Annotated in this window: 17 protein-coding genes and 1 pseudogene; 13 read left to right on the forward strand and 5 right to left on the reverse strand. The window is 71.9% G+C overall.

Annotated elements, in window-relative coordinates:
- Nucleotides 1–42: 42 nt before the first annotated feature.
- Entirely contained in the window at nucleotides 43–1023 is a 981-nt protein-coding gene (locus tag ACSHXN_RS14675) for a Ku protein (protein ID WP_438306463.1), read from the reverse strand.
- A gap of 111 nt (nucleotides 1024–1134) precedes the next feature.
- Between ACSHXN_RS14675 and ligD the strand changes: the two genes are divergently transcribed.
- Entirely contained in the window at nucleotides 1135–2016 is an 882-nt protein-coding gene (gene ligD / locus ACSHXN_RS14680) for a non-homologous end-joining DNA ligase (RefSeq protein WP_355133418.1), read from the forward strand.
- Between the two features lie 4 nt (nucleotides 2017–2020).
- Here ligD and ACSHXN_RS14685 read toward each other — a convergent pair whose 3' ends face one another.
- The gene (locus ACSHXN_RS14685; protein WP_356296560.1) at nucleotides 2021–2824 is read right to left on the reverse strand and encodes a nuclease-related domain-containing protein; all 804 of its coding nucleotides are present in this window, start codon (nucleotides 2822–2824) and stop codon (nucleotides 2021–2023) included.
- 97 nt (nucleotides 2825–2921) lie between these two features.
- On the opposite strand from ACSHXN_RS14685, the gene ACSHXN_RS14690 reads away from it, so the two are divergent.
- The 6 genes from ACSHXN_RS14690 (at nucleotide 2922) to ACSHXN_RS14715 (ending at nucleotide 8981) form a co-directional block, all read left to right on the forward strand.
- On the forward strand, nucleotides 2922–3428 hold the full coding sequence (locus tag ACSHXN_RS14690; protein WP_355133414.1) for a protein-tyrosine phosphatase family protein: 507 nt from the start codon (nucleotides 2922–2924) through the stop codon (nucleotides 3426–3428).
- A 60-nt stretch (nucleotides 3429–3488) separates the two neighbouring features.
- Complete coding sequence (locus tag ACSHXN_RS14695; protein ID WP_355133412.1) at nucleotides 3489–4202, forward strand: hypothetical protein; 714 nt, start codon at nucleotides 3489–3491, stop codon at nucleotides 4200–4202.
- Between the two features lie 8 nt (nucleotides 4203–4210).
- Nucleotides 4211–5491 carry a HAMP domain-containing sensor histidine kinase gene (locus tag ACSHXN_RS14700; protein WP_355133410.1) on the forward strand — a complete coding sequence of 427 codons (1281 nt, stop codon included), beginning with the start codon at nucleotides 4211–4213 and terminating at the stop codon, nucleotides 5489–5491.
- Nucleotides 5492–5537: 46 nt separating this feature from the next.
- Entirely contained in the window at nucleotides 5538–6917 is a 1380-nt protein-coding gene (locus ACSHXN_RS14705) for an FtsW/RodA/SpoVE family cell cycle protein (RefSeq protein WP_355803277.1), read from the forward strand.
- Nucleotides 6914–8428, forward strand: a complete 1515-nt coding sequence (locus tag ACSHXN_RS14710) for a peptidoglycan D,D-transpeptidase FtsI family protein (RefSeq protein WP_355133406.1) — start codon at nucleotides 6914–6916, stop codon at nucleotides 8426–8428. Before ACSHXN_RS14705 ends, ACSHXN_RS14710 begins: the two co-directional genes overlap by 4 nt.
- 61 nt (nucleotides 8429–8489) lie before the next feature.
- Entirely contained in the window at nucleotides 8490–8981 is a 492-nt protein-coding gene (locus ACSHXN_RS14715) for a DUF3291 domain-containing protein (protein ID WP_383356263.1), read from the forward strand.
- A 26-nt stretch (nucleotides 8982–9007) separates the two neighbouring features.
- On the opposite strand, the gene ACSHXN_RS14720 is transcribed toward ACSHXN_RS14715, so the two are convergent.
- Nucleotides 9008–10120, reverse strand: coding sequence for a ferritin-like domain-containing protein (locus ACSHXN_RS14720; protein WP_355803281.1), 1113 nt, complete (start codon nucleotides 10118–10120; stop codon nucleotides 9008–9010).
- Between the two features lie 136 nt (nucleotides 10121–10256).
- Between ACSHXN_RS14720 and ACSHXN_RS14725 the strand changes: the two genes are divergently transcribed.
- The 6 genes and pseudogenes from ACSHXN_RS14725 (at nucleotide 10257) to ACSHXN_RS14750 (ending at nucleotide 14678) form a co-directional block, all read left to right on the forward strand.
- Nucleotides 10257–11186, forward strand: coding sequence for an AurF N-oxygenase family protein (locus tag ACSHXN_RS14725; RefSeq protein ID WP_355133400.1), 930 nt, complete (start codon nucleotides 10257–10259; stop codon nucleotides 11184–11186).
- A 91-nt stretch (nucleotides 11187–11277) separates the two neighbouring features.
- A complete protein-coding gene (locus tag ACSHXN_RS14730) occupies nucleotides 11278–12003 on the forward strand; it encodes a TetR/AcrR family transcriptional regulator (RefSeq protein WP_355133398.1) in 726 nt (241 codons plus the stop codon).
- Between the two features lie 61 nt (nucleotides 12004–12064).
- Nucleotides 12065–12379: a hypothetical protein gene (locus ACSHXN_RS14735; protein ID WP_220292503.1), complete on the forward strand. Its 315-nt coding sequence runs from the start codon at nucleotides 12065–12067 to the stop codon at nucleotides 12377–12379.
- 102 nt (nucleotides 12380–12481) lie between these two features.
- Nucleotides 12482–13246: a coiled-coil domain-containing protein gene (locus ACSHXN_RS14740; RefSeq protein WP_438303228.1), complete on the forward strand. Its 765-nt coding sequence runs from the start codon at nucleotides 12482–12484 to the stop codon at nucleotides 13244–13246.
- 27 nt (nucleotides 13247–13273) lie between these two features.
- Nucleotides 13274–13414: pseudogene (locus ACSHXN_RS14745) on the forward strand (hypothetical protein); the annotation flags it as partial.
- 370 nt (nucleotides 13415–13784) lie between these two features.
- Entirely contained in the window at nucleotides 13785–14678 is an 894-nt protein-coding gene (locus tag ACSHXN_RS14750; RefSeq protein WP_438303229.1) for a hypothetical protein, read from the forward strand.
- A gap of 224 nt (nucleotides 14679–14902) precedes the next feature.
- Here ACSHXN_RS14750 and ACSHXN_RS14755 read toward each other — a convergent pair whose 3' ends face one another.
- Together ACSHXN_RS14755 and ACSHXN_RS14760 are read right to left on the reverse strand one after the other, a co-directional pair.
- Nucleotides 14903–15334: an SMI1/KNR4 family protein gene (locus ACSHXN_RS14755; RefSeq protein ID WP_355133396.1), complete on the reverse strand. Its 432-nt coding sequence runs from the start codon at nucleotides 15332–15334 to the stop codon at nucleotides 14903–14905.
- A gap of 199 nt (nucleotides 15335–15533) precedes the next feature.
- Nucleotides 15534–16769, reverse strand: a complete 1236-nt coding sequence (locus ACSHXN_RS14760; protein ID WP_438303230.1) for a styrene monooxygenase/indole monooxygenase family protein — start codon at nucleotides 16767–16769, stop codon at nucleotides 15534–15536.

A 16769-nucleotide genomic window follows, 5' to 3' on the forward strand; every position in this document is an offset into this window, starting at 1 on the left:
CGCGCCGGCACACGCGCGGGTTTGCGCCGAAGAACCGCCCCCTCACGCGGTCCGCTTGCGCGCCGCGGTCTTCTTGGCCGCGGTCTTCCCGGCCCCGGCCTTCTTCGCCGCCGTCTTCTTCGCAGGCGTCTTTGTGGCGGGAGTCTTCTCGGCCGCGGTCTTCTTCGCGGGCGTCTTCGCCGCCGCCGTCTTCTTCGCCGCCGCCGTCTTCTTCGCCGCCGCCGTCTTCTTCGCCGCCGCCGTCCCGCCCCCGGACTCCTTGCGCGCCTTGCCGCCCGGCAGACGTGTCACCTCCGCCCCTCCGCCCGCGCCCCGCGACTCCTTCGCCGCCCGCACGCTTTTCTCCAGGGCCGCCATCAGGTCCAGAACCTTGCCGCCCTCGGGCTCGGGTGCCTGCGGAAGCTCCCTGCCCTCCGCCTTCGCCGCGATCAGCGCCTCCAGCGCCTCGCGGTACTCGTCGTGCAGGTCGTCCAGGTCTACGTCCCCCAAGGTGTCCATCAACGCGTCCGCCAGGTCCAGTTCCTTGTCCCTGACGGTCACACTCGCGTCGGGCGCCACGCCGTCCGCCTCCCGGATCTCGTCCGGCCACAGCAGCGCGTGCATGCCGATGACGTCGCCGACCACGCGCAGCATTCCGAGCCGCTCCCGCCCCCGCAGGGCGTACTTCGCGACGGCCACCTTCCCGCTGCGTCTCAGTGCCTCCCGCAGCAGCGCGTACGGCTTGGCGGCCGGGGCCCCGTTCACGGAGAGGTAGTACGCCGTGTCCAGCTGGAGCGGGTCGATGCGGTCCTCCGGCAGGAAGGCCAGGATCTCGATCGTCCTGCTGGTCGGCAGCGGAAGCTTCGCCAGGTCCTCGTCCGTGATCGGGATGACCGTGCCGTCCGCGTCCTCGTAGCCCTTGCCGATCTCCGACGAGTCGACCTCGCGGTCCTCCAGCTCGCAGAACTTGCGGTAGCGGATCCGGCCGGCGTCCTCCAGATGGATCTGGCGGAAGGAGATCGAGTGGCTCTCGGTGGCGTTCATCAACTTGACCGGGATGCTGACCAGGCCGAACGAGATGGCGCCGTTCCAGATCGATCGCACGCTCCGCCCCTTTTGCTGATAGATCGGGTGATTTCATGGGATTCTCATCGTATGACGCCGATCACAGAGGTGGAGGGGCGGCGGCTCGCGCTCAGCAACCTGGAGAAGGTGGTCCATCCGGCGACCGGATTCACCAAGGGCGAGCTGCTGCACTACTACGCGACCACCGCGGAGGCCCTGCTGCCGCACCTGCGTGATCGCCCGGTGTCGTTCCTGCGCTATCCGGACGGACCGGACGGCCAGGTCTTCTTCACCAAGAACGTGCCGCCCGGTACGCCCGACTGGGTCGTCACGGCCCAGGTGCCACGCTCGGAGGGCCCGGCCCGCATGGTGCTGATCCAGGACCTGCCCAGCCTGATGTGGGCGGCCAACCTCGTCACCGAGCTCCACACCCCCCAGTGGCGGATCGGGGCCCCCGACGAGGCGGACCGGCTGGTCTTCGACCTCGACCCGGGCCCACCCGCCACCGTCGTCGAGTGCTGCGAGGTCGCGCTGTGGCTGCGGGACAGGCTCGCGGCGGACGGAGTCGGCGCCTGTGCGAAGACGTCCGGCTCGAAGGGGCTGCATCTGCTGGCGGCGGTGGAGCCGACGCCGTCGCGGGCCACGACGGACTACGCCAAACGGCTCGCCGTGGCGGCGGAGAAGGCGATGCCCCACCTGGTCGTCCACCGCATGACCCGCAGCCTGCGGCCGGGGAAGGTGTTCGTGGACTGGAGCCAGAACGCGGCCCGCAAGACGACGGCGGCGCCCTACACCCTGCGCGCCCGGGCGGAGCCGACCGTGTCGGCGCCGGTGACCTGGCAGGAGGTCGCGGACTGCGCGTCCCCGGACAGCCTGGTCTTCCGGGCGCCGGACATCGCCCCCCGCCTCCGGGCGCACGGCGACCTGCTGGCCCCGCTCCTCGACCCCGCCGGTGCCGCCCCGCTGCCCTGACCGGTCACACCCTGGACCAGATGTGCCGGTCCCGCGCCATCGCGTGCAGCGCCTCCACGTCCGCGGGCTTGAGCAGACCGCCGAGCCGGGCGAGGCCGGGAAGATCCGTGTCCTCGAGGATCCGGATCTCCCGCGGCGGTGCGGTCGTCTCCAGACGGGCGGGCTCCACCAGGACCAGGACCGGACGGACCTCGGCGGTCAGCGCGTACGACGCCCGGGCCGCGTCGGCGCGCACCCGGCGCAGCAGCGGCCGCGCGTCGTGGCGGCCCACCGTCACCATCGGGTCGGCGACGAGGACCCGCTGCCTGCGTGCGTCGAGCGAGCGCACCGCGAAGAGGCCGCCCGGGCCGATCACCAGATGGTGGATGCGGTCCCCGCCGGGCAGCGGTACCGAGTGCAGCGTGCGCCAGCCCCCGCCTTCCAGCTGGTCGAGGGCCTCACCGGTCCGCTGTTCGACCAGCAGCGCCCTGCGCCGTGGATCGGTGCGCAGCCGGTGCGCCGACTTCGGGTCCCGGTCCAGGTCGATGAGCAGTGCCTCGCCGGGCCGGTTCGGGGCCAGGTCGTCGTCCGGGTGCAGTGTGAGCCGGGCCAGCTCCGCAGGGGTGGGGACGGGTGGCGGCCCGACCGCCACCGGACCGGTCAGGAACGGGCCGAGCACGGCGAGCACGTCCTGCCGCAGATCCACGCTGAGCAGGTTGACCCGGCCCGCCTCCCGGTCGTACCAGGCGACGCTCCTGCCGTCGGTGGCGCACACGTACAGGCGTTCCTGCCCATGCCGCCAGGTCGGTATGACGCGCAGTCCACTCATGCACCATCACCCCTCGACCATGGGACCAGGCGGGGTGCTCCAGGGGCAAGAACCCGGTTACCTTTGTGAGCAGTTGGGGAGTCGGTGGGAGGCGCCGTTGCGGATCCGCGGAAAGCAGCCCGATGTTCCCGCTCCGGACAGCCCGTGGAGCGAGATCGTGCCCGGCCTGTGGATGGGCGGCCACGAGTTCGCGGGGCGCTCCGAAGGGCTGGAACTCGCCGTCGTGCGCGATGAGTTCGATCTCGTGCTGACCCTCTTGCGGCTGCCGGGGTACGGCCCGGACGCCGGTGTCGAGCACCGTGTGTGGCCGATACCGGACGGTCCGCTCGACGGGACCCAGATCGCCGGGGTGCTGCGGCTCGCCCGGGCGGCCGACGACGCGCTGGAGGACGGCCGCCGGGTCCTCGTCCGCTGTTACCACGGGTACAACCGCTCGGGCCTGGTCGTCGCCCACACACTGATCAGGGCCGGGCACCCCGCCGACGAGGCGATCCGCATGATCCGCGCCCGCCGCGGACCCTGGGCCCTGCACAACCAGCTGTTCGTGGAGTACCTGCGGGCGGGACTGGACACGGTCCGCCTGCTGGAGGAACTCGCCGAGTGACCCGCCGTCCGGTCATAGAGTGAGCAACCGGCCAGCAGGTGACCAAAAGGACGTGCCCCCGTGTTCCCCAGCCGCCGTGTCCGCGCAGCCCTCGGTCTCGCCGCGACCGCCCTGCTCCTGGCGGGGTGCGGCAACGCCGGCGCCCTGCGCTCGGCGGGCCCGACCGCCACCGCCGTCGGACCGGTCGAGCTGTGGCCGCAGCTGCCGCCCGCCTCCACGCCCGCCCTGGACTACGGCGTGGCGGACACCGAGACCATGGACGGCATCACCGTTCCGGGTGACAACGTCCACCGGGTGCCGCCGCTGGACGTCTTCCGCGCCGAGGTCGCCGCCCACGCGGACGCGTACTCCGGGCCGAGCGCGCTGTACGCGCTGACCCGCAAGCAGCTCGCGGACTGCGGCAAGAAGGGCGCGAAGGGCCGAAGGTGCCCGCTCCTCAACGCCTACTACCGCGATCTCACCGGGGACGGGCGGGACGACATGGTGCTCGGCGTCCGCTTCCCGGGCGATCAGCTGGCGGTGCGCGTCTACACCGTCGCGCACCACCGGCTGGTCCAGGTCATGGGCACCTCGGACAGTGTGATCAGCGTGGAGCTCGCGGGTCGCGACGTGCTCATCCGCTCCCCCTCGACGCTGCCCGGGTACGAGTTCCGCACCGTGTGGACCTGGGACCCGCACCAGCACGCGATGCTGGCGAGCCGGGACGAGATCCTGCGGACGGGCGCCGCGCCGCCGCACCGGCGGGTGCCGCCGGTTCCGTCGAAGAGCGCGTGATGACCGCCATGGCCAGAACCCTGGGCCGGCTGCCCGACTGGACCGCCACCCTCACCTGGAAGGCGGCCGCGTTCATCGCGGTGATGTGCTGCGGTCTCGCCGCCCTGCTCGGCGTGCTCGTCCATGTCCAGGTCACCGACCGGACCGTCGGCGAGGCCCGGGGCCGGGCGCTCGACCGGCTGACCGAGGCCGCGCGTGCGTACGAGGCGGGCGACCGGCTGCCGCTCGGTGCGGGCGTCGGCCTTCCGGGACTGCCGGCCCGGCTGCGGCACCTGGCGGCGGGCGGGCGTCGCGGCACCATGGTCGGCACCGGCGACACCCAGCCCACGATGTGGGCGGCGGGCCCGGCCGACGGCGGACGGGTGCTCGCCGTACAGGTCGACTACCGGCAGGGAGCGCGCATCATCGCCGCCCTCGACCGGGCGATCCTGTGGTCCTCGGCCCTGGCGATCAGCGTGACGCTGCTGGTGGGGGCCTTCGCCGTGACCCGGGTGACCCGGCGGCTGCAGACCACCGCGCAGGTGGCCCGGCGGATCAGCGCGGGCGACCTGGACGCACGCGTGGACGACCCGCGCACGAAGGACCCGTCACGCCCGCAGGACGAGGTGGCCGCGGTCGCCGGTGCGCTGGACACGATGGCGGCCACGCTGCACGGCAAGCTGCTGAGCGAGCAGCGGTTCACCGCCGATGTGGCGCACGAACTGCGCACCCCGCTGACGGGGCTGCACGCGGCGGCCGAACTGCTGCCGCCCGGACGGCCGACCGAGCTGGTGCGCGACCGGGTGGCCACACTGCGCACGCTCACCGAGGACCTGCTCGAGATCTCCCGTCTCGACACGAAGAGCGAGCGTCTGGACCTGGACACCGAGCACCTCGCGCCCCTGGCCGAACGGGTGGTGCGGGCCTCGGGAACCGGGACGCGGGTGCGGGTGGTGCGGGACGCGCGCGTCGAGACCGACCGGCGCCGACTGGAGCGTGTGCTCGGCAATCTGGTGGCGAACGCGCACCGGCACGGGCGGGGTCCGGTGGTGCTGACCGTCGACGGCCGGCGGGTCACCGTGCGGGACCACGGGGACGGCTATCCCGAGTACCTCCTGGCCCACGGACCGCAGCGCTTCCGGACCGAGAGCGGCGGCAAGGGCCACGGCCTCGGGCTGACGATCGCGCTCGGGCAGGCGCGGGTGCTGGGCGCCGCGCTGGAGTTCGCCAACGCACCGGACGGCGGGGCGGTGGCCACGCTGAGACTGCCGGGGCCGACGCCCCCAGGTGTACCGGAACGGGCTGATTGAGACGACATAACAGGACATCACTGTCGCCGCTTGCTACGTTCCGCACATGATCGAGCCCGGAACGCCAGGACTGCCGGGGACGAGGACGGAGACGGCCGACGCCCCCGCTCCCGCCCTGCGGCTGCCCCGGCGCCGCGGCGTCGAGTTCGCCCTCATCGTCCTCGCCGTTCTGATCTCCATGTACGGCTACTGCGCCGTCGGGCTCGCCACCCAGGGCACCGTCCCGCCCGGAGCCGCACGCTACGGCGCCGGGCTCGGCGTGCTCGCCCTGCTCGCGCACTGCGCGGTGCGCCTGCGCGCCCCGTACGCCGATCCCCTGCTCCTGCCGATCGCCGTCCTGCTCAACGGCGTGGGTCTGGTCCTGATCTACCGGCTCGACCTGGAGACGCCGGGCGACCGGGCCGCCCCCACCCAGTTGTACTGGTCCACGGTCGGCGTGGCGCTCTTCATCGCGGTGGTGCTGCTGCTGCGGCACCACCGGGTGCTCCAGCGCTACTCGTACGTCTGCGTGGTCGCCGCTCTGGCGCTGCTCATCCTGCCGATCTTCTTCCCCGCGGTGAACGGCGCCCGGATCTGGCTCAGGATCGCCGGGTTCTCCATCCAGCCGGGTGAGTTCGCGAAGGTGCTGCTCGCGGTCTTCTTCGCCGGATACCTGGCCGCCAACCGCCATGCACTCGCCTACACCGGCCGGCGGGTGTGGCGGCTGCAACTGCCGACCGGGCGGGTCCTGGGCCCGGTCGTGGCGATCTGGCTGCTGAGCGTCGGGGTGCTGGTGCTGGAGCGCGACCTCGGCACCTCGCTGCTGTTCTTCGGACTGTTCGTGGTGCTGCTGTACGTCGCCACGGGCCGCACGGGCTGGATCGCCGTGGGCCTGCTGCTCGCGGTCGCCGGTGCGCTGGCGGTGGGCCGGCTGGAACCGCACGTGCATGCGCGGGTCACGGACTGGCTGCACCCCTTCGCCTCGATCGACGCGGGCATCGGACCCAACCAGCTCGCCCAGTCCCTGTTCGCGTTCGCCGCCGGGGGCGCCCTCGGCACCGGGCTCGGCCTCGGCCATTCGATCCTCATCGGCTTCGCCACCAAATCGGACTTCATCCTGGCGACGGCGGGCGAGGAACTCGGCCTCGCGGGTCTGTCCGCCCTCTTCCTGGTCTACGCCCTGCTGGTGGAGCGCGGTTACCGGGCGGGCCTGGCGCTGCGCGACCCCTTCGGGCGGCTGCTCGCCATCGGGCTCGCGTCGATCGTCGCGCTCCAGGTGTTCGTGATCGCGGGCGGGGTGACGGGGCTGATCCCGCTCACCGGCATGGCGATGCCCTTCCTCGCCCAGGGCGGCTCGTCCGTCGTCACCAACTGGATCATCGTGGCGCTGCTCATCCGGATCAGCGACTCCGCCCGCAGCCAGTACGACGGGACGGCCGTGCCGTGAACCTGCCCCGGGGCCTCGACTCCGCCCGGCCCGGCGGAACCCCCACCATCCAGCGGGCGGCCGCCCTGTGCGCGCTGCTCCTGGTCGCCCTGCTGGTGAACGCCACCCGGGTGCAGATCTTCGAGGCCTCGCGCTACGACGACAACCCGGCCAACCGCCGGCAGATGATCGCCCGGTACGGCGCGCCGCGCGGCGACATCATGGTCGACGGACACCCGGTGACCGGCTCGCGGGACGCGGGCGGGATGTTCCGCTACGAACGCACCTACACGGACGGTCCCCTGTTCGCACCGGTCACCGGCTTCGCCTCGCAGGTCTACGGGACGACCATGCTGGAAAACACCCAGGACGCCACTCTCGCGGGCACCGACCCCGATCTGGCGCCGTTCCCCCTGTGGAACGACGTCACCCGGACACGCAGCTCCGGCGGCAATGTCGTCACCACCCTCAACGGGGCGGCGCAACGCGCGGCGTACCGGGCACTGGGCGGGCGCAGCGGCGCCGTGGCCGCCGTCGAGCCGTCGACCGGGCGGATCCTGGCGCTGGTCTCCGCGCCGTCGTACGACCCGGGTGAGCTGTCCGGTTCGAGGGACTCCGTCGCGCGGGCCTGGGAACGGCTGAACGCGGACGCGGGCAAGCCGATGCTCAACCGGGCGATCCGGCAGACGTATCCGCCCGGTTCGACGTTCAAGGTGGTGACGGCCGCGGCCGCACTGGACGCGGGGGTGGTGCGGGACCTCGACGAGTCGACGGACTCCCCGGACCCCTACCTCCTGCCCGGCACGACGACCCAGTTGACGAACGAGGCGAGGGGCTGCGCCGACGCGTCCTTGCGCTACGCCTTCGAGTGGTCGTGCAACACGGTGTTCGCCAAGCTGGGCTTCGAGGTCGGGCTGCGGAACATGACGCAGACCGCGGAGCGGTTCGGCTTCAACGACCAGAAGCTGAGGATCCCGTTCTCGGTGGCGCAGAGCACCTTCGACCGGAAGCTGGACGGTCCGCAGCTGGCGCTGTCCTCGATCGGGCAGTTCGACACACGGGCGACACCGCTCCAGATGGCCATGATCGCGGGCGCGGTCGCGGGTGACGGCTCGGTGAGCGCGCCGTACCTGGTGGACAGGACGACGACGAAGGCGGGCGACACGGTCTCCGCCGCCGAACCGCGCACCCCGCGCCGGGCGATGAGCCCGGCGACCGCGGCGGCGCTGCGCGAGATGATGGTGAACGCCGTGCAGGAGGGCACGGGCAGGAACGCGATGATCCCCGGCGCCACGGTGGGCGGCAAGACGGGCACGGCCCAGCACGGAGTCGGCAACTCGGGCACGCCGTATGCCTGGTTCATCTCCTGGGCGCAGGCGGACGACGCGATGGAGCCGGGAGTGGCGGTCGCCGTGGTGGTGGAGGACGCCGCGGGTGAACGGGGGGAGATCAGCGGCGGCGGGGATGCGGCGCCGATCGCCCGGGCGGTGATGCAGGCGGTGCTGGAGTCGCAGCGGAACACAGGCCGTTGACCGGTCCGTCAGCCGAGACGGGGCTGTCGCATCCCCTCGGGACCGACCTACCGTCCGGTCCATGACGGACACCGAGCAGCCCGCATCCGTGTACGAACTCGCCCAGGTGAACATCGCCCGTCTCAAGGCCCCGCTGGACTCACCGCAGTTGAAGGACTTCGTCGACGCCCTGGACCCCGTCAACGCGGTGGCCGACACCTCGGACGGGTTCGTCTGGCGCCTGCAGGAGGCGTCCGGGAACGCGACGGACGTGCCCGTCCTCGGCGACGACTGGCTGATCGTCAACCTGTCGACCTGGCGTGACGCCGACGCACTGACCTCCTTCATGTACCGCGGACAGCACCGGGAGTTGCTGTCGCGGCGCCGCGAGTTCTTCGAGCGTCTGCAGGAGGCGGTCACGGCCCTGTGGTGGGTGCCGACGGGCCACCGCCCGACGGTGGCGGAGGCGGAGGAACACCTGCTGCACCTCCGCTCCCACGGACCGACGGGGTACGCGTTCACTCTGCAGAGGTCGTTCCCCCCGGGGGAGGTGCGACCGGGGACCGGCGCCTGACGGCGGCAGCAGGGCGGTCCCGGTGATCAGCCCGTGAGGCGCCGGCCCTCCTCGACGGCCTCCCGCACCTCCGTGACCCGTTCCCGCTCCTCCACCGCAAAACGCTCCGCGTCCAGTTTCTCGGCGATCTCCTCGTCCTGGGCCATCAGCAGGTCGAGACTGGAGTCGCCCATCTCGAAGACGCCCATGTCCACGTAGGCCTGCTGGAGGCGCTTGCCCCACAGGCCGATGTCCTTGACGCAGGGAACGATGCGGCTGAAGAGCAACTGGCGGAACAGGCGGAGGAATTCGGAGTTCTCGCTGAACTCCTCCGCCTCCGCCTTCGGGATGCCGAAGTTCTCCAGTACCTCCACCCCGCGCAACCGGTCGCGCATCAGGTAGCAGCCCTCGATGACGAACTCCTCGCGTTCGCGCAGTTCGGCGTCGGTGAGCTGCTTGTAGTAGTCGCGCAGCGCCATGCGGCCGAACGCCACGTGCCGGGCCTCGTCCTGCATGACGTACGCCAGGATCTGCTTCGGCAGCGGCTTGTCCGTGGTGTCGCGGATCATGCCGAAGGCCGCCAGCGCCAGGCCCTCGATGAGCACCTGCATACCCAGGTACGGCATGTCCCAGCGGCTGTCCCTGAGGGTGTCGCCGAGCAGGGACTGGAGGTTGTCGTTGATCGGGTAGAGCATCCCGATCTTCTCGTGCAGGAAGCGGCCGTAGATCTCCGCGTGCCGCGCCTCGTCCATCGTCTGGGTCGCGGAGTAGAACTTCGCGTCCAGGTCGGGGACGGACTCCACGATCCGCGCCGCGCAGACCATCGCGCCCTGCTCGCCGTGCAGGAACTGGCTGAACTGCCAGGAGGCGTAGTGCTTGCGCAGCTCGCCCTTGTCGCTGTCGGTCATCCTCGCCCAGTACGGCGTGCCGTACAGGGTCACCGCCTCGTCAGGGGTGCCGAGCGGGTCGTACGGATCGACCTCCAGATCCCAGTCGATCCGCTTCTGCCCGTCCCACTGCTTGTCCTTGCCCTTCTGGTACAGGGCGAGCAGCCGATCGCGCCCCTCGTCGTACTCCCAGCTGAACCGCGCCGCACCGCTCGCGGGCACCTGCCAGAGGGTTTCTCCCGGTTCCTTGGCGTACAGCTCATGCGTCGACATACAGTTCACGCTCACACGTGGTAGACGGTCCGTCAACAAGTGGCGCACAGGGGATTGACGTCCTTGCTGACAAGCAGTCTCATAAGACGTGACCGCCGGTAACAGCGGCCCGTGCGACAAGGTGGTGGGGACAGCGATGACGACCGTGACCGAGGCCGAGGTGCTGCGCGACGCGCTCGGACTGCTCAAGGACCGGGAGCAGGTGGCCGAGCGGCTGCTCGCCTCCTCCGCCAAGCACTCCTTCGATCCCGACAAGGAACTGGACTGGGACGCGCCCTTCGAGGACGGCAAGTGGTTCTGGCCGCCGGAGCTGGTGTCGCTGTACGGCACACCGCTGTGGAAGCGGATGAGCGAGGAGCAGCGGATCCTGCTCTCCCAGCACGAGGCGGCGTCGCTCGCCTCGCTCGGCATCTGGTTCGAGCTCATCCTGATGCAGCTGCTGGTCCGGCACATCTACGACAAGGCGGCGACCAGTTCGCATGTGCGCTACGCACTGACGGAGATCGAGGACGAGTGCCGGCACTCGAAGATGTTCGCCCGGCTGATCGCGCACGGCGGGACACCCTGGTATCCGGTGAGCCGGGTGCACCAGAACCTCGGCCGCCTCTTCAAGACGATCTCGACGACACCCGGCTCCTTCACGGCGACCCTCCTGGGCGAGGAGGTCCTCGACTGGATGCAGCGGCTGACCTTCCCCGACGAGCGGGTGCAGCCGCTGATCCGCGGGGTGACCCGCATCCACGTGGTCGAGGAGGCCCGGCACGTCCGGTACGCGCGCGAGGAACTGCGCCGCCAGATGCTGACCGCCCCGCGGTGGTCGCAGGAGTTCACCCGGATCACCTCCGGTGAGTTCGCACGCGTCTTCTCGGTGGCGTTCGTGAACCCCGAGGTGTACACGAACGTCGGCCTGGACAAGCAGGAGGCGGCCGCCCAGGTCAGGGCGAGCGGCCACCGCCGGGAGGTCATGCAGACGGGTGCGAAGAGGCTGACGGACTTCCTCGACGACATCGGCGTGCTGCGGGGCGTCGGGCGGCGGCTGTGGCGGTCGTCGGGGCTGCTGGCCTGAGGACGGACCCGTGGGACCCCGGGGACCGGCCGCGGAGGCCGCCCCGGCCTCGCCCCGCCGGTCTGTACGACGACACGGTTACGCTGCCCACATGACCTCCGAGGCCCCCACCCGCGCGTACCGTCGGCTCAGCGTCGAGGAGCGGCGGAGCCAGCTGCTCGGCGCCGCGCTGTCCCTGTTCGCGCAGCGCGCGCCCGAGGAGGTCTCGCTGGACGACGTGGCGGAGGCGGCCGGGGTCTCGCGCCCGCTCGTGTACCGCTACTTCCCAGGCGGCAAGCAGCAGCTGTACGAGGCGGCGCTCCGCTCCGCCGCCGACGAACTCGAGCAGTGCTTCGCCGAGCCCCCGGAGGGACCGCTGACCCGGCGCCTGGGCCGCGCCCTCGACCGCTACCTCGCCTTCGTCGACCAGCACGACGCCGGGTTCAGCGCGCTCCTCCAGGGCGGCAGCGTGGTCGAGACGTCCCGCACCACCGCCATCGTCGACGGGGTGCGGCGGGCCGCCGCCGAGCACATCCTCAGCCATCTCGACGTGGCGGAGCCCGGGAGACGGCTGCGGATGACCGTACGGACCTGGATCACCGCCGTGGAGGCCGCCTCCCTGATCTGGCTCGACGAGGACAAGCAGCCGCCCGTGGACGAACTGCGGGACTGGCTCGTGGAGCAGTTCGTGGCGTGCCTCGTGGCCGGCGCGGGACGCGATCCGCAGACCGCCGCCGTGGTGCGCGGCGCACTCGCCCTGGAGAGTGCCGACGGACCGATCGGCGCCCTGCTCAGACACGTCCTGTCCGTGGTCGGCGACGCGGGCCACCTGCTGTGACACGGCGTCCCGCACCGGGACCCGCACCTGCGCAGGCCCGCCCGAAGAGGACACTGGTGTCGTGAAGAGCCAAGACACCCCGTTCGTGGGCGGCCCCCTGGACGGGCGCGTCCTGCCGGTCCTGCTCGGCCCGACCGGCCACCCGCCGAAGTGGTACCGCGTCCCGGTCCCGGACGCGGCCGGCGGCCCGCCGACCGTGCTCGTCTACCGGCGCGTCGAAGCGGGCCGGAGCAGCAGACTCGGCCTTCACCAGGGCTGGAAGTACGAGTACCGGCCCGAGGGCCGAAGCCGGGACGGCCTTCGGTGGCCGTGGTCCAAGCCGCGCCGGACGCCAGGCGCCACGCCGGACGGCGGCCCGGACACCGCCGACGAGTGACCTCCCTGCGCCGAACCGACCACCCGGCGGGCGGCCGGGTTGCGGGCACCCGATCCTGCCGGTGCGAGGTGGAAGGACCACCCCCGCACCGGAGGTGATGAGATGCCGGAAAGGTTGCTGCGCCTGGCGTGTACGGCGGCGGTGACCGTCTCGGCCGTGCTCGCCCCCGCACCCTCGGTGGCCGCCCCCGACCCCGGCACCACTCCGGCGGCGCAGCCGGACCCCCGCCCGGTCTCCGAGCTGCTGACGGATCTTCAGAAGCGCTACCGGGAGACCGAGCAGGCCACCGAGGTCTACAACGCCACGACCGAGAAGCTGGAGAAGCAGCAGGACGAGGTCGAGCGGCTGGACGAGGCACTCGCCAGGACCCGGCTCGCCCTGCAGACCAGTCGCGGCGACGTCGGCCGCCTCGCCCGGCAGCAGTACCAGAGCAGCACACACATCTCCGCGTACGTACGCCTGCTGCTCGCCCGCGATCCGCAGCACGCGCTGGACGAGGGGCATGTGATCGGGCAGTTGGCGCGGGAGCGGGCCGAGAGCGTGCAGAAGCTGGTCGGCACCGAGCAGCAGGCCGACGCGCAGGCCCGTCGGGCACGCAAGGCCCTCGACGACCAGCTCACCCTCGCCGACCAGCAGAAGAAGGCGCGGGACGACGTCGAGCGGCAGCTGAGGAACGTCGAGAAACTGCTGTCCGCCCTCACCCCCGAACAACTGGCCGCACTGTCCGCGTTCGAGCAGAGCCAGACCGCCGCGCAGGACACGTTCGTGTCCTCCGGGGCCCTCGGCGCGCCCGGAATCGCCGCGCAGCCGTCGGCGGCGGGCGACCCGGCTCCGAGCTACGCCCTGGATCAGATCGGCGAGCCCTAGCAGCGGGGCGCCGTGGGTCCGGCGTGCGTGGACTGCTCGGGGCCGACCTCACCGGCTTGGCAGCGGGCCGGCCGGCCCGTCCCCCGGACGAGCCGGGAGCAGTGGGCCGAACTGCCGCACGTGCCGCCGAACCGGCTGCGGCCCGGGGATCCGGTGGTCCACTTCCCCGAGGCCACGCAGGTGGCGATGTACCTCGGCAACGGCAGGGTGGCGCAGGCACCGCGACGCGGCGCCACGACCAGGGCGTGCCCGATCGCGGTCGAGCCGTGCTCGGGGCGGTGCACCCGGATCCGACGGCAGGGTCCCGAGCGCCTCCGCGTCCCCGCAGCTCCTCCGGAGCGCCACGGACGGCTCCGACACCGGCTGTCCGACCGCGGGCCCTCCGACCGCCGCGGGGCAGCCCTCCCGGCCGCCGGTGCGCGACGGCCGCGTCGGGCCGTGTGGCGCCCCCGCACCCCGGACGACACGGCTGATCGGGGCGGCTGGCAGTATGCGACGGCGGCAGGGGCATCCAGGACGTCCTGCAGGGGGAGAAGACATGACGACGCACGCCACGGAGCCTCGCCACGACCGACGGCCCGACTCCGGACAGGCGCGGGGGCGCGGCACCGGATCCCGGGTGCTGCTGGTCTCGGTGACCGCACTCGTCGCCTGTGCCACGGGGGTGGCCGGCACGCTGCTCCTCCAGCGGACCACCGCCCCGGACACCTCCGCCGTCGACGCCCAGGCAGCCGGGCTCGCCGAGGACCTGCGCAAGGAGCTGAACGCCGGCTTCTACTCCGGGGGCGGCACCTACGGGGGGCAGTTCACCGAGGGCACGCTCGTCGCCCGGGTCGAGACGCACGGCGGAGCGCTGCTGAGCGCCGGCACGGCGCAGGACGGGCCCGGCGGCACCGTCCACACGGCAGAGGTGATGCTGGGACTGGTTCCACCGGGCACCGGGACCGTCGCCGCGAACGCCTATCCGGTCCGCTGCTACCGCTACACCTTCGGAGTCGGCACGTACAGCGTGAAGCAGTCGGCCACGCCCTGCCCGGCCACACGGACCGACGGCAGACCCGGCAGCCTGGCGGCGCAGATGGGCGTACTCCTCACCCGGCACCCCACCGGCCCCAACGCGTACCGGCAGACCGCGACCTCGGGATATGCGCACACCCCGCAGGGCGCCCTGGGCTTCCTGAAGGACAAGCACCTGGTCACCGCCGGGGACACCGTGAACGCGGTCTCCGGCACGGCCGACGGCGACGGCGTCTACGTGCTCGCCCTCCGGATCAACGGTGCCTGCCAGTACCTGCGCATGGACTCCGCGCCCACGTCGTCCCGCCTGGTACCACTGTGGACGGCCCCGGCCGACGAACAGGAGCCATGCACGGTGAAGCGGGCCGTCGCCGCCGCGGGGCTGTACGGGATCGATCCGGCGAAGGCGGGCTGACCCCCGGACAGCGCGCCAGGCCTTGTCGTCAACGCGAAACCCTGGGCTCGCCGAAGCAGTGCATGGATGGATCCGGCCGGTGGCGAGTGCCGCCACGCCCGATCCCACCAGCCCCGGAGCGCAGGCCATGACGGCCCACAGGACCACATGGATCATCACGCCTCCGGACGAAGGGACTCACCGGGAACAACGGCGCCGAGCGCCCTGCGGCCCGGGTCGGCCGCCTACCGGTACCGGTCGCCGTCGCCCGCGAGGGAACGGTGCAGGTAGTCCTCCAGTTCGCGTGCAGCCCACAGCCGACTGTCGTCCTCGTGCTCCCAGACGAAGATGTCCGGACGCGCGGGCGTCAGCACAAAGGCGAACTGGTCGCCCCCGCCGTTGTCGCCGAAGAACAGCAGCGGGTCGAAGGGCATGTACAGGCCCGGGAACGTGTCGGGGGACCAGAACAGCAGGTTCTGCTCCACCATCCGATCCAGGGACCACACGACGTCGGTCCCGTACTCGCCGACCACCCCGTCGGTCTCCATCAGCAGAGCGGTCAGCTGCGCCGGCAAGCGTCGGCCGAGGCGTCGCTCCGCCTCGGCCGGAGCAGCCGCGTCGACCGGTGCGCGGAACTCGACCTCGGGCAAGGCTTCCGCAGCGGCTTCCTTCCACATGGGCACAGCGTAAGCCGAGGGTCCGACAGCCCCGACTGCGCACGCCGTGCAGCAGCGCGGTACTGCGGCCACCGCGCCCGTGACGGACCTCGGGCGGCCCGACCGGCCGTCTCCGGTGAGACGCCGACGGCCCCGGCAGACAGAGCCGGGGCCGTCCGAAGCGACCGGCAGCGAACAACGACCGCAGGCCAGAAGCCCGTCAGGCTCCCGCGACCGAGGCCAGGTACGCCCCCGTCTTCTCCGGGTCGTAGAAGTAGTTCTCGAAGTCGGCCGGGTTGTTGAAGCCGTTCGCGAAGCGGTCGGCGACCGGCTGCAGGGTGCCCGCGGCGCCGATCAGGTTGAGGACGTGCTCCGGCGGCACGCCGAGCATCGCGTTGGTCCACTTGGTCACGTGCTGGGCCGTGTCCCAGTAGCGGTCGAAGGTCTGCTGCATCCAGGACTCGTCGAACTCCTTGTCCCCGTGCTCGAAGACGGAGGCGAGGTAGGCGGCGGCGCACTTGGACGCCGAGTTGGAGCCCTGGCCCGTGATGGGGTCGTTCGCCACGACGACGTCGGCCACGCCCAGGACCAGCCCGCCGCCGGGCAGCCGGCCGATCGGGTTGCGCACGGTGGGTGCATAGCGGCCCGACAGTGTGCCGTTCGCGTCGGTCAGTTCCACCTTGGTGGCCCGCGCGTACTCCCACGGCGTGAAGCGTTCCATCAGCTCCAGCGTCAGGGACAGGTGCTCCGACGGGTCCTTGACGCCGTTGAAGACGTCCAGCGGGCCACCGGGGATGCCCTCCCAGAAGAGGATGTCCGCACGACCGGAGTTCGTCAGGGTCGGCATGACGAAGAGCTCGCCCACGCCCGGCACGAGGTTGCAGCGGACCGCGTCGTAGTCCGGGTGCTCGGGGCGGGGGCCGAGCCCGTGCACATACGCGACCGCGAGGGCCCGCTGCGGCTCGCTGTACGGTGAACGGGAGGCGTCACGGCCGAACATCGACACCAGCTCGCCCTTGCCGGCCGACACCAGCACCAGGTCGTAGGTGCGCGAGAAGTAGTCGAGGTCGGAGACCGCCGCACCGTGGATGACCAGCTGACCGCCGCGCTGCGCGAAGATCTCCATCCAGCCGGCCATCTTCACACGCTGGTCGACGGACTGGGCGTACCCGTCGAGCCTGCCGACCCAGTCGATCACGCGCTGCGACTCCGGCCCGGCCACGGACACGCCGAGCCCCTCGATCTTCGGGGCCTGGTTCTCCCAGAAGTTCAGCTGCAGGTCGCGCTCGTGCTGCAGGGCCGTGTGGAACATGCACTGCGTCGACATGACCCGGCCGGAGCGGATCTCGTCCGCGGTCCGGTTGGACATCAGAGTGACCTCGTACCCGTGCGACTGGAGGCCGAGGGCAAGCTGGAGTCCGGACTGGCCGGCTCCGACGACGAGTATCTTCCGCAT

It is taken from the genome of Streptomyces sp. HUAS TT11 (assembly GCF_051553595.1).
In the GTDB taxonomy this organism is placed as follows: Bacteria; Actinomycetota; Actinomycetes; order Streptomycetales; family Streptomycetaceae; genus Streptomyces.

Coding starts and splice junctions, on each gene's coding strand:
- ligD (WP_355133418.1), top strand. CDS start 1,135: ATGACGCCGATCACAGAGGTGGAGGGGCGGCGGCTCGCGCTCAGCAAC.
- ACSHXN_RS14740 (WP_438303228.1), top strand. CDS start 12,482: ATGCCGGAAAGGTTGCTGCGCCTGGCGTGTACGGCGGCGGTGACCGTC.
- ACSHXN_RS14700 (WP_355133410.1), top strand. CDS start 4,211: ATGGCCAGAACCCTGGGCCGGCTGCCCGACTGGACCGCCACCCTCACC.
- ACSHXN_RS14750 (WP_438303229.1), top strand. CDS start 13,785: ATGACGACGCACGCCACGGAGCCTCGCCACGACCGACGGCCCGACTCC.
- ACSHXN_RS14705 (WP_355803277.1), top strand. CDS start 5,538: ATGATCGAGCCCGGAACGCCAGGACTGCCGGGGACGAGGACGGAGACG.
- ACSHXN_RS14755 (WP_355133396.1), bottom strand. CDS start 15,334: ATGTGGAAGGAAGCCGCTGCGGAAGCCTTGCCCGAGGTCGAGTTCCGC.
- ACSHXN_RS14720 (WP_355803281.1), bottom strand. CDS start 10,120: ATGTCGACGCATGAGCTGTACGCCAAGGAACCGGGAGAAACCCTCTGG.
- ACSHXN_RS14675 (WP_438306463.1), bottom strand. CDS start 1,023: ATGAACGCCACCGAGAGCCACTCGATCTCCTTCCGCCAGATCCATCTG.
- ACSHXN_RS14760 (WP_438303230.1), bottom strand. CDS start 16,769: ATGCGGAAGATACTCGTCGTCGGAGCCGGCCAGTCCGGACTCCAGCTT.
- ACSHXN_RS14715 (WP_383356263.1), top strand. CDS start 8,490: ATGACGGACACCGAGCAGCCCGCATCCGTGTACGAACTCGCCCAGGTG.
- ACSHXN_RS14685 (WP_356296560.1), bottom strand. CDS start 2,824: ATGAGTGGACTGCGCGTCATACCGACCTGGCGGCATGGGCAGGAACGC.
- ACSHXN_RS14725 (WP_355133400.1), top strand. CDS start 10,257: ATGACGACCGTGACCGAGGCCGAGGTGCTGCGCGACGCGCTCGGACTG.
- ACSHXN_RS14730 (WP_355133398.1), top strand. CDS start 11,278: ATGACCTCCGAGGCCCCCACCCGCGCGTACCGTCGGCTCAGCGTCGAG.